General features: G+C 70.8%; 10 protein-coding genes and 1 pseudogene. 6 read left to right on the top strand and 5 right to left on the bottom strand.

All coding sequences use genetic code 11. The annotated features are described in order from the left end of the window. The 3 genes and pseudogenes from HMPREF3086_RS13580 to HMPREF3086_RS13570 form a co-directional block, all read right to left on the bottom strand. Positions 1 to 631, bottom strand: a pseudogene (locus HMPREF3086_RS13580) (ATPase); the annotation flags it as partial. Between the two features lie 38 nt (positions 632 to 669). Next, positions 670 to 1893 (bottom strand): alpha/beta hydrolase, encoded by a 1224-nt coding sequence (locus HMPREF3086_RS13575; RefSeq protein ID WP_061227946.1) that lies wholly within the window; start codon positions 1891 to 1893, stop codon positions 670 to 672. Between the two features lie 132 nt (positions 1894 to 2025). Beyond that, positions 2026 to 3477: a M20/M25/M40 family metallo-hydrolase gene (locus HMPREF3086_RS13570; RefSeq protein ID WP_070722414.1), complete on the bottom strand. Its 1452-nt coding sequence runs from the start codon at positions 3475 to 3477 to the stop codon at positions 2026 to 2028. 82 nt (positions 3478 to 3559) lie between these two features. Between HMPREF3086_RS13570 and HMPREF3086_RS13565 the strand changes: the two genes are divergently transcribed. Beyond that, positions 3560 to 4312, top strand: coding sequence for a hypothetical protein (locus HMPREF3086_RS13565; protein ID WP_246830999.1), 753 nt, complete (start codon positions 3560 to 3562; stop codon positions 4310 to 4312). Positions 4313 to 4333: 21 nt separating this feature from the next. On the opposite strand, the gene HMPREF3086_RS13560 is transcribed toward HMPREF3086_RS13565, so the two are convergent. Both HMPREF3086_RS13560 and HMPREF3086_RS13555 read right to left on the bottom strand, forming a co-directional pair. Next, complete coding sequence (locus HMPREF3086_RS13560; protein WP_070722410.1) at positions 4334 to 5053, bottom strand: DUF8017 domain-containing protein; 720 nt, start codon at positions 5051 to 5053, stop codon at positions 4334 to 4336. Positions 5054 to 5060: 7 nt separating this feature from the next. Next, entirely contained in the window at positions 5061 to 5537 is a 477-nt protein-coding gene (locus HMPREF3086_RS13555; protein WP_070722408.1) for an SRPBCC family protein, read from the bottom strand. Positions 5538 to 5836: 299 nt separating this feature from the next. On the opposite strand from HMPREF3086_RS13555, the gene groL reads away from it, so the two are divergent. The 5 genes from groL to HMPREF3086_RS13540 all read left to right on the top strand — a co-directional run. After that, the gene (groL, locus tag HMPREF3086_RS13550) at positions 5837 to 7459 is read left to right on the top strand and encodes a chaperonin GroEL (RefSeq protein ID WP_061227951.1); all 1623 of its coding nucleotides are present in this window, start codon (positions 5837 to 5839) and stop codon (positions 7457 to 7459) included. A 643-nt stretch (positions 7460 to 8102) separates the two neighbouring features. Continuing rightward, positions 8103 to 8249, top strand: a complete 147-nt coding sequence (locus HMPREF3086_RS19075; protein ID WP_165001063.1) for a hypothetical protein — start codon at positions 8103 to 8105, stop codon at positions 8247 to 8249. A 145-nt stretch (positions 8250 to 8394) separates the two neighbouring features. Beyond that, on the top strand, positions 8395 to 8541 hold the full coding sequence (locus tag HMPREF3086_RS19070; protein ID WP_165001062.1) for a hypothetical protein: 147 nt from the start codon (positions 8395 to 8397) through the stop codon (positions 8539 to 8541). A 407-nt stretch (positions 8542 to 8948) separates the two neighbouring features. Then, a complete protein-coding gene (locus tag HMPREF3086_RS13545; protein WP_070722406.1) occupies positions 8949 to 10079 on the top strand; it encodes an alpha/beta hydrolase in 1131 nt (376 codons plus the stop codon). 144 nt (positions 10080 to 10223) lie between these two features. After that, positions 10224 to 10841, top strand: a 618-nt coding sequence (locus tag HMPREF3086_RS13540) for an alpha/beta fold hydrolase (protein WP_070722403.1), incomplete at its 3' end; no start/stop codon positions are given.

Here is a 10841-nt window from a genome sequence, read left to right as displayed (position 1 = left end):
AGAGGGAACTCGTCGTCGTCGCCGCCGCCGTCGTTCCGGCCGCCGCTGCTGTGCGCGGCGCGGTCGCCGTCGCCGCGCCCGTCACCACCGCGGTGGTGGGCTGCACGGACACGATGCCGTCGGGAACGGTCGCGGTCACGGTGAGCAGCTCCGTGCTCCACTGCGCGCCCATCGTGTTGCGTAGGGTGCGGGTGGTGTCCCCGGTGGGGAACTGTGGCCCGAGGTCGCGGGGCAGCAGCGTCACCGAATCGCCGACGCGCACCACCTTGCCCAGCAGCGCCGACCGCAGCACCCGCTCGGCGACCCCCCGCCCCGCCGGCGGGAGCCCCTGCACCTCGATCGACTGCGCACCCGTGACCTGCGCGGCCCGCACGGTGACGCGTGCGTCCTCGCCGAGACCACAGTTGGCGGCCACGACTTCGTCCACCACGAGGATCCCGCTCGGCGAACCCGGCTTCGCGGCGGCCACCACCGCCCCCGTGGTCCGGGCGCCGACGATCTCGATCGCGTCCCACTCCCGCATCCCCAGCGCGAGGATCACCTCGGGGTGCGCGCGTACGATGCCCCGGCGGGAGTCGGCCGCGGAGGCGGACAGTCGCAGGGTCAGGTCCAGATCCGGGCGCGCGTTCACGCCGCCGAGCCTATCGGCGCGCCGTCACGGCCCGGCGGTCAGAGGCCGACGCTGTGCTTGATGGCGTTCCACGCGACGGGGATCTGGCGCGAGTAGTAGGACCAGTTGTGCATGCCCGTCGGGAGGTGGTCGATGCGCGCCGGGATCCCCAGCTGCCGCAGGCGGCGGTCGGCGTCCCACGTGCACCGGTCGGTGGCCTGTTCGAGCGCCATGCCGGCGACGAAGTTGGCCGCGTCGTTGTTGTACGCCTCCCAGTCACCGGGGTTGGCCACGCCGGTGCTGGACGAGAGGTAGATGGCCTTGCCGCGCAGGTTCTCGGCGTTCAGGAGGGCGTCGTGGGCGGCCCACTGCTCGTTGCCGGGCTCGCCCCACATGTTGGTGAGCGTCGCGCCGCGGCTCTCGACCGTGTAGCGGGTGAGGATCTGCCCGAGCGCGTCGGTGGAGTAGCAGCCGGAGACGCCGAACACGCCGTTGTACAGGCCGGGGTGCCGGGTCGCGATGGTCACGGCCGCGCCGGCGCCCATCGAGATGCCGCCGATCGCGCGGTTGGTGTTGGCGCTGAGGCGGGGTTCGGCGATCCGCGGGAGGTCGCGGGTGATGAACGTCTCCCACTTGCTGATGCCCAGCACGGGGTCGGGCGCGTTCCAGTCGGACCACATGGAGCCCTGGCCGCCCGTGGGGATGATGAGGTTGACGTTCTGATCGGCGAACTGCTCGGCCGCGCCCCACTGCATGAAGCCGCTGGGCAGCTCGGAGCCCACGCCGTCGAGGAGGTAGAGGAAGGGCGCGCCGGCGCCGCCGCCCGGTGCTCGGTAGACCTCGACGGTGATGCCGCGCTGCATGTCCGCGGAGTCGATGAGCCAGCGCTCGTAACGGCCGTCCTTCTCCAGGACCTCGACGAACTTCGTCTCGCGGATGTTCGGGTTGGGCTGCGGCGACGGCGGCGGCGGGCCGGCGAACATGTTGGGCGAGAAGCCGAGCCGGTGGGCGATGTTCATCATCGACGAACCCGAGGAGCCGGGGAGGTTGCCGAAGTAGAGGAGTTGGCTGAGGCTCTCGGGCGAGATGGTGCCGAGGGCGTCGTTGGCGATCTGCTCGGGGCTGATCGAGCCGGGCAGGCCCTGGGCCTGCGCCGATGCCGGGACGAGGCCGACGCTCAGGGCCGCGGCCGTGGCGGTGGCGAGCAGGGCGCGCCCCGCTCGGCGGGCGGCGGATGTCCGCCGCGTGCTCGGCACGGCGGCGACGGGTGCGGGGACGGTCATGGCGGCTCCTTGCTCCGGGCAGCCGGGACTGGACAGCCGCCACTGCATCCACTATCGCACTGTTCCGTCACACTGTTACCGAGATGCGCGTGGTGGGTTCAGCGTCCAGCCGGTTCAGCTCCCCGCCCCCGGTCAGCGGTAGCGCTGGAGGAACGCCGCTTCGGCGAGGGCGATGCGCTCGATCTCCCGGGGATCGACGCTCTCGTCGGGGGAGTGGATTGCGGCCGCCGGGTCCTCGACGCCGAACAGGGCGATGCTTGCGTCCGGGTGCGCGCGCTGCAGCGCCGTGCACAGCGGGATCGACCCGCCCGAGCCGACCTCCGCGACCTCCTCGGCACCGTAGGCCTGCGCGAGGCACCGCGAGAGCAGGTCGTGCACCGGGTCGGACCCGCCCGCGGGCACGGAGCGGAACGGGTGGCCGACGGCCTCGGGCTCGACCGTCACCCGGGCGTTCCAGGGGCGGCGGCGCTCGATATGCGCGGTGAGCAGCCCCTGCGCCTCGACCGGGTCCATCCCCGGTGGGACGCGCAGGTTGATCAGGGCACGGGCGTGGGGCTGCACGGCCGCGATCGAGCCCTCGACCGGCGGGCAGTCGATGCCCAGCACCGTCACCGCGGGGCGGGCCCACACGAGGTCGGCCACCGGCGCGGCCGTGGAGACATCGACGCCGTCGAGGACGCCGGCATCGGCGCGGAACGTCTCCTCGGGGTAGGCCTGTCCGTCCCACCGCCCCGAGAAGTCGAGTCCGTCGACGGTGGTCGCCCCGGTCTGCGGGTCGCGCATGGAAGCGAGAATCGAGAGCAGTGCGGCCAGCGCGTCGGGCGCCGCGCCGCCGAACTGGCCGGAGTGGACCCCGGCCTCGAGGGTGTCGACGGCGACGACGACGTTCGCGATCCCCCGGAGGCTGGTCGTCAGCGTGGGGGTGCCCACCGAGACGTTCCCGGAATCGGCGATGAGTATGGCGTCCGCCGCCACCAGGTCCGGCCGATCGGCCACGAGATCGTCCAACCCTCCGCCACCGGTCTCCTCGGAACCCTCCACGACGATCCGGATCCCCAGGCCGTCCAGCGGGTCCGCCCCGGGCGAGCCGCCCTTGTCGTCGTCGTCCTCTTCTGATCCACCCACGGCGGCGAGGGCGCGCAGGGCGGTGAGGTGGACGACCAGGTTGCCCTTACAGTCGGCCGCGCCGCGGCCGTACCACCGGCCGTCACGCTCGGTCAATTTCCACGGCGAGGAGGTCCACGCCCCCTCGTCGCCCGTCGGCTGCACGTCGTAATGGCTGTACAGCAGCACGGTGGGCCGACCCGGCGCGGCCGGGCGGTGGGCGAACACGGCCCGCGACCCGTCGGACGTCTCGACCACCTCCACCGCCTCCGGTCCCAGACCCGGCACCGGCAGCTCGGCGAGCAGATCGCGGACCATCTCGCACGCCCGCTCGCAGGCCTCCGGCTCGGCCCCGTGTACCGACGGCACGGAGACGAGCGCGGCCAGGTCCGAGCGGGCGCGGTCGAGTTGCGCACCCACCGCGGCGGCCAGCGGCGCGAGCTCGGCGTGGGGATCGGCGAACGCGGAGGAGTCGGTCATGGGCAACAGGATAGAGGCCGGGTCCGACACGGCTGCGCAAGATGAACAGCAAGTGAACGCGGAATGAAGTATTTTCGGAGTCATGAGCAGCTTTGTGATCGTCGTCACTCCGGCGGAAGAGGAATTCCGCGAGCTCGCGCACGTCGACGAGCTCCCCCCGCGCCTCCGCGCCGACCTCGAGGCCCTGCGCGACGAGGTCGCCGAGCGCTTCCCCGAGGCGGAGGCCATCGGCGAGACCGGCGCGCTGTGCGCACGGCCCGAGATCGAGGGCGTCAGCGTCGTCATCCGTCCCGAGGTCATCACCCGCCCCCTCGTGGTCAACGCCGTCATGCGGTTGGCCGCGCCCCGCCAGCTCCGCGTCACCGCCCCCGAACTGGGGCTCGCCGCCGACCCGCGCGAGCGCATCGACATCGATGTGAACCGGCGACCCACCATGGTCGGGGCGGGGATCGCCGACCACACGGTCCGCGGTCGGCCGCGTGGCACGCTGCCGTGGGTCACCCGCGAACTGCTCGGTCAGCTCATGGATCACCTCGAGATCGACGGGGACCGACTGGAGCTGGAGGTCGACGACGAGCGGTGGTTCCGGTACGAGCGCTCCGGCGGCGCGCTGGTCGTCGAGGCCGCCGACGGCCCGGACGTCCCCGTCCGACGCGTCATGGTCCCCGTGGACGTGGCGCCCTCCGCGGCCGACGCCGGCTGGGCGTGGGCGCGGTGTGGCGCGGACTGGGCCCGGTTCCTCGAGGCGGGCACCGGCTCCGGGGAGGCGTCGGCCGACGTCGATTCCGCCGCCGCGCGCGTGACTGAACCGAGCAGCCCCGCATCGGCGGCCTGAGTCCTCGCCGATCCCGCACGGCTACACCGAGTTGTCGTAGCGCAGCGAGGCCACGACGGCGTCGATCGTCTCCGTCGGCTGAACCCCGGGCTCGCCCTCGTCGGACATGAGCACGAAGACGGTGGACGCCGGTGCGCCGTCCGGGGTGCGGGTGGAGACCGCGATCGTGTCGAAGCGGATGACCGGCGGCGTGCACGCGTTGCGCGGCGGGCGCACCTGACCGCGCAGTGACACATACCAGGCGGGCACCCCGGAGATCCCGATACGGCGCGCCTCGGGAACCGGGACGTCCGCTCCCGCCTCGGTGAAGCGCCGGTCGATGGAATCTGCCATCGCCCGCGACGCCGACTCGGCCTGATCGCGCGCCTCGCCCGGCAGCGTCGTCGCGCTGATGCCGACCAGCGTCCGGAAGCTCAGACCCCCGAGCGCGCAGTAGTCCCTGTCCGCGATGGCGTTGGCGGTGGTGACGTAGCCCGAGCCCCAGTCCGCCCCCGGGTCGTGGCCGTCCTCGTCGACACCGAACGGGTCACCGACCTCCCAGTCCGGCGGAACCGAGTACACGAGGCCGGTGGGGCTGCGCACGTCCTGCCAGTCCGCCGGCGGTGGCGCGGCGGCCAGAGTGGGCCCGGGCTCCTCCCGGGTGGGCTCGTACGGCTCGTCCTCGCCGCCGGGCCACAGTGTGCACCCCGTGAGCGTCGCGACGAGCGCGCCGGCGAGCAGCGCCGCGGCGGGGCGGGGCATTCCGCTCTCAGCCCCGCTCGGCGAGAGCCTTGATGCGCTGGAGCGAGGTGGACACGCCGCGGTCCATCTCGGCGGTGAACGACTTCTGTCCGCCGAAGAGCTTGTCGGTGAGGAACCGGGAGATGAAGGTGAGCCCGTCCGGCACCTCGCGGCGCTCGGTCAGTCGCGTGCCACCGGACGGCGTGGGCTCGAGCTCGAACACCCACACGGTGGTGTTCTCGTTGATGCGGTTGGCGAACCGGCGACCGGGCTCGAACTCCACCACCCGGCTCGTGGTGGGCCAGACGATAGGGCCGCGCTTGTTGAGGTTGATCGCCCACGTGCCCTTGGTGGTGCGGCCGCCGGGCGAGAAGATCTTCCACGCCTGGCTGCTCCACTCCGTGGCGTTGCGGACCTCGGAGACGACCTCCCAGACCCGGGCCGGAGGGGCGTCGATCTCGATGGAGCTCTCGATGGCGCCGAAGGCGGCGGGTTCGGTGGGCATTCGGCGGGCCTTTCGACACGGGCGGGTGGGACGGCGTCTCGATGGTAGGGCAGGGCCCGGGTCGGTGAGGGACGTTCGTGTCAGGCGTTCGCCGGTCGCGGACCCGGACATCGATCCTTTGCACTCGTCGGGGGCGAGTGCTAGAAAAGCGATTGGCACTCGGTTACCCTGAGTGCCAGCAAGATCTGAAACTGAGGTCGCAAGGTGAGGGGCGGATCCGACACGGTCCGCACCGTCCGTCGCGGGCACCGACGCTGACCACACGCGTGTCACCCCATACCCGGAGGATGATTCACCCCATGGCAAAGATGATCGCGTTCGACGAAGAGGCCCGGCGCGGCCTGGAGAGCGGGCTCAATCAGCTCGCCGACGCCGTCAAGGTCACCCTCGGCCCCAAGGGTCGCAACGTCGTGCTGGAGAAGAAGTGGGGCGCCCCCACCATCACCAACGACGGTGTCTCCATCGCCAAGGAGATCGAGCTCGAGGACCCGTACGAGAAGATCGGGGCCGAGCTGGTCAAGGAGGTCGCCAAGAAGACCGACGACGTCGCCGGCGACGGAACCACCACCGCCACCGTCCTCGCCCAGGCGCTCGTGCGCGAGGGCCTGCGCAACGTCGCCGCCGGTGCCAACCCCATGGGCATCAAGCGCGGCATCGAGAAGGCCGTCGAGGCCGTCACCAAGCACCTCATCGACTCCGCCAAGGAGATCGAGACCAAGGAGCAGATCGCCGCGACCGCCGGCATCTCCGCCGCCGACCCGGCCATCGGTGAGCTCATCGCCCAGGCCATGGACAAGGTCGGCAAGGAGGGCGTGATCACGGTCGAGGAGTCCCAGACCTTCGGCCTGGACCTCGAGCTCACCGAGGGCATGCGCTTCGACAAGGGCTACATCTCGCAGTACTTCATGACGGACCCGGAGCGCCAGGAGGCGGTCATGGAGGATCCGTACATCCTCCTCGTCTCGGGCAAGGTCTCCACCGTCAAGGACCTGCTCCCGCTGCTGGAGAAGGTCATCGGCGAGAACAAGTCGCTGCTGATCATCGCCGAGGACGTCGAGGGCGAGGCCCTGTCGACCCTGGTCGTCAACAAGATCCGCGGCACCTTCAAGTCCGTCGCCGTCAAAGCCCCGGGCTTCGGCGACCGCCGCAAGGCCATGCTGCAGGACATCGCCATCCTCACCGGTGGCCAGGTCATCTCCGAGGAGGTCGGCCTCTCGCTCGAGACCGCCGACATCTCCATGCTCGGTAAGGCCCGCAAGGTCGTCGTGACCAAGGACGAGACCACCATCGTCGAGGGCGCCGGCGACCAGGGCCAGATCGAGGGCCGGGTCAACCAGATCCGTGCCGAGATCGAGAACTCCGACTCGGACTACGACCGCGAGAAGCTCCAGGAGCGCCTCGCGAAGCTCGCCGGCGGCGTGGCCGTCATCAAGGCGGGCGCGGCCACCGAGGTCGAGCTCAAGGAGCGCAAGCACCGCATCGAGGACGCCGTGCGTAACGCCAAGGCGGCCGTCGAGGAGGGCATCGTCGCCGGCGGTGGCGTCGCCCTGGTGAAGTCCGAGGCCGCGATCGAGGGCCTGTCCCTCGAGGGCGAGGAGGCCACCGGCGCGAACATCGTCAAGTTCGCCCTGAGCGCCCCGCTCAAGCAGATCGCCCTCAACGCCGGCCTCGAGCCGGGCGTCGTGGCCGAGAAGGTCCGCAACCTCCCCGGTTCCGAGGGCCTCAACGCGGCCACCGGCGAATACCAGGACCTCCTGGCGGCCGGCGTCAACGACCCGGTCAAGGTGACCCGCTCGGCGCTGCAGAACGCCGCGTCGATCGCCGCGCTGTTCCTCACCACCGAGGCCGTCGTGGCCGACAAGCCCGAGCCCGCCGCCCCGGCGATGCCGGGTGGCGACGAGATGGGCGGCATGGGCTTCTAAGGGAGCTGCCTGGAACAGAGGCAGGCGCAGAAGCCCCACGGAGTGGGCTTTCTGGAGGTAGCCCTGGCACCACGCCTGTCGCGGCCGTGGTCCGCACCGATCCCCCGGTGCGGGCCACGGCCCATTTGTGGTGGGGAGGGGGCGGCGACGACGAGGCGGGCCGCACGTGAAGACGGGGTCATTCCCGGGGCCGGGCCGGAACGCCTCGGGCGGCGGTGGGCGTGCTCCGGCGTGCCGGATCGGTGAATTCCCGGGAAACTCAGAGAGAAATTCTCCTTATTGGAAACCGTCTGTCCGGGGCCGAGTGAGGCGCGGATTTCCCTGGGGGGTGGGGCGATGTTCGCGTTCGTCAACCGGTCGGGCCGGCGGCAAGGGGGTGTCTCCGAGAAGCTGCTAGGGAAACTAAGGGTGCCCTGACCTGTAACCGGGTCGGTCTACCTGCGGCGACGGTGGCGATCGAGGGGAAGGCGGGTTGCTTGGAAGTCATTGTAATGTGGGTCACGGTGGGCTAGGTTCGGTGTGACGGGCCCCTCTGTGGCGGTACTTCACATGGTGCAGATCACAATTGACATAGGGGTGCGCCCCGTTACCCTAATTTCTGCCTCAGCATTCCGGGGTTCACTTCTCAACAAGGGAGACTTTCATGCCTGACTTTGGTGCACTGGCCGACCTCATCGGTGGCATCACCGACATCCTCGGTGCCGCGGAGTTCTTCACCGGCTCGCTCGGCGGCAACAACGTCGACGGCTTCCTCGGTGCCATCGGCTCCATCAGCGCCGGCGGCGAGTGATGACCCCGGGCCGCCGCTGACGGGGCGGCCCACCGGCTCGGGACGCGGCCGGACCCCAATGCCTCCCACCTGACCCCGGGCCGGTCCGGCCCGCATCTCACCGAGGTCCCGCGCGGAGCGGGGCCCATCCTCAAAGGAGACAATCATGGAGCTCGGTTCCCTCGCGGCCGTGTCCGACACCCTCGGCTTCGTCAACGACTTCCTCGGCGCCTTCGGCGACCTCTTCTCGGGCCTCGACTACTTCACCGGCGGTGACTTCGAGGAGGCCCTCGCCGGCGGCTTCATGAAGTGATCTGACCTTCGGTCTCGATAAGGGGCGTCGGGAGTGCTTCCCGGCGCCCCTTTTCGTGTCTGCGGCCGGGTTTCGGCGTAGGGTCTCGGCGGCATGTTCACGGGGTTGAGGTCCCGAGGTAACGGTGTGGCCGGTACCGTCGATAAGGAACATGTGAGCCGCCACCGCGTCTGGTGAGGTTTCCATGGCTTCCGGCCAGGGAATCCGCAGGGGGTCGTGGAGGGCGGACGCGTGACTCGCCCCCGAAGTCCCACGCCTGCACGGTGTGTGACCCGTGGGGCTTGTGTGACCGATACGGATTGGGTTTACTCTCCCCTGAGGGTCTGCCCAGGCCGTCGGCGATAAGAGGTGTCCGGCCCCGCTTCCGTGGGGCCGGTGAACTACGAGAACGTAAAGGCGTCGGAATTATGCGATCAGTCAAGAGCCGCCGGCTCGGCACGAAGGTGACTGCGGCGGCCCTGGCCGCGGCCATGGTCCCCGTCGTCGCCACCGGCACGGCTCAGGCCCAGGGCGGCACGATCCAGTACACCAAGGCCACGGCCACTAACAAGGTCGCCGAGACCGAGCTCCCGGACGGTCGACTGATCGTGTCGGTGTGGTCGGACAAGATGGCCATCGAGGTGCCGAACATCGTCCAGCGGCCGCGCGACGGCAACCCGCACGCGCCGGTCCTCTACCTGGTCAACGGTGCCGGTGGCGGCGAGGACTCAGCCACCTGGCAGGCACAGTCCGACGTCAAGCAGTTCATGTCCGACAAGGACGCCTGGACCGTCACCCCGATCGGCGGCGCCTTCTCGTACTACACGGACTGGCAGAAGCACGATCCCAATGTCCAGACCCGCTTCGCGCGTGACACCGACCGTCCGATGGCGTTCGAGACCTACCTCGCCAAAGAACTGCCGGATCTCTTCGAGGGTCGCTACGGGGGGAACACCGGCGACGCCCGCGGCCGTGGTCTCGCCGCGATCTCCATGACCGCGACCTCGGTCCTGACCATCGCCCAGAAGTACCCGGGCAGGTTCGACGCCATCGGCTCCTACTCCGGCTGTGCGGAGACCTCCACCCCGATCGGCCACGAGTTCATCAACATCGTCACCGGCATGCGGGGCGGGGCCGACCTCAACAACATGTGGGGGCCCTTCCCGGGCGAGCCCCGCGCGGGTACCAACAGCTGGTTCGACAACGACCCGGTCTGGGGCGCCTGGCGCTTCAAGGAGCAGATGGACCGCGGCCAGCTGCCCGCCATGTTCATCTCCACCGGAAACGGTCTGCCCGGACCGCACGAGTCGCTCGAGAACTGGCGCCTGCGCAACAGCATCCCGGCGCTGGCCAACCAGGCGATCGTCGGCGGTGTCATCGAGGCGGCCACCCAGTACTGCACGGCCAATCTGGCCCGCCGCTTCGGCGAGCTCGGCATCCCCGCCCACTTCGACTTCGCGCCCAACGGCACGCACTCGTGGGGCTACTGGGAGGACGACCTCAAGCAGTCCTGGCCCATGATGGCGAACGCCATGGGTGCCCGCTGGGGCGCTCTCTGATCGACCGGCGCCACGGCGGCTCACCCGCGCCCGGAGCCCACGGACCCCGCTCACCTCACATCAGGTGGGCGGGGTCCGTTCTCGTATGCGGCCCCGCCGCGGGCCGGCTGCGGCGAACGGAGCGTAGTCCGGCATCCTGTACCCATGACCACGATCGAAGACCCCGCCCGGGTCGAACTGCACCACCCGGACGGCAGCACCAGCCCGCTGCTGATCGTGGAGACCGACCAGCGGGACGAGCGCCGGCCGTCGGTCCTGGTGCTGCCGGGCATCGCCGTCGGCGCCCGTTACTACCTCCCGCTCGCCCGCGCGCTGGCGGCCGAGGGCGTCGACGTCGCGATCACCGAGCTGCGCGGCCAGGGGGAGAGCACCTACCGCATCGGTCGGCGTAGCGCCCCGGCCGGCTACCACGAGAGCGCCGCCGAGGACGTCCCGCTCGCGCTCGACGCGATGGAGCAGCGACTCGGCCGGCGGCCCGTGATCCTCCTGGGGCACAGCATGGGCGCGCAGATCGGTGTGTACCACCTCGCGCGCCACGACCCGCGCGTCGCCGGGCTCGTCGCGGTCGCCGCCCAGTCACCGTTCCACCGCGGCTTCCCGGGGCCCGTCGGTCGCAAGCTGCGCGCGGGCTCGGTGATCCTGCCGGCGCTGGGCTGGCTCTCCGGGCACGTGCCGGGACAGTTCTTCGGCGCGAAGGGACGGATCCCCGCCGACCGCATCCGGGACTGGGCCCGGCTCGCCGCGGCGGGCGTCATGCAGCCG

It is taken from the genome of Dietzia sp. HMSC21D01 (assembly GCF_001815995.1).
Classification (GTDB): Bacteria; Actinomycetota; Actinomycetes; order Mycobacteriales; family Mycobacteriaceae; genus Dietzia; species Dietzia cinnamea.
This window is presented reverse-complemented; position numbering and strand designations above follow the sequence as displayed.

Coding starts and splice junctions, on each gene's coding strand:
- HMPREF3086_RS13575 (WP_061227946.1), bottom strand. CDS start 1,893: ATGACCGTCCCCGCACCCGTCGCCGCCGTGCCGAGCACGCGGCGGACA.
- HMPREF3086_RS13570 (WP_070722414.1), bottom strand. CDS start 3,477: ATGACCGACTCCTCCGCGTTCGCCGATCCCCACGCCGAGCTCGCGCCG.
- HMPREF3086_RS13565 (WP_246830999.1), top strand. CDS start 3,560: ATGAGCAGCTTTGTGATCGTCGTCACTCCGGCGGAAGAGGAATTCCGC.
- HMPREF3086_RS13560 (WP_070722410.1), bottom strand. CDS start 5,053: ATGCCCCGCCCCGCCGCGGCGCTGCTCGCCGGCGCGCTCGTCGCGACG.
- HMPREF3086_RS13555 (WP_070722408.1), bottom strand. CDS start 5,537: ATGCCCACCGAACCCGCCGCCTTCGGCGCCATCGAGAGCTCCATCGAG.
- groL (WP_061227951.1), top strand. CDS start 5,837: ATGGCAAAGATGATCGCGTTCGACGAAGAGGCCCGGCGCGGCCTGGAG.
- HMPREF3086_RS19075 (WP_165001063.1), top strand. CDS start 8,103: ATGCCTGACTTTGGTGCACTGGCCGACCTCATCGGTGGCATCACCGAC.
- HMPREF3086_RS19070 (WP_165001062.1), top strand. CDS start 8,395: ATGGAGCTCGGTTCCCTCGCGGCCGTGTCCGACACCCTCGGCTTCGTC.
- HMPREF3086_RS13545 (WP_070722406.1), top strand. CDS start 8,949: ATGCGATCAGTCAAGAGCCGCCGGCTCGGCACGAAGGTGACTGCGGCG.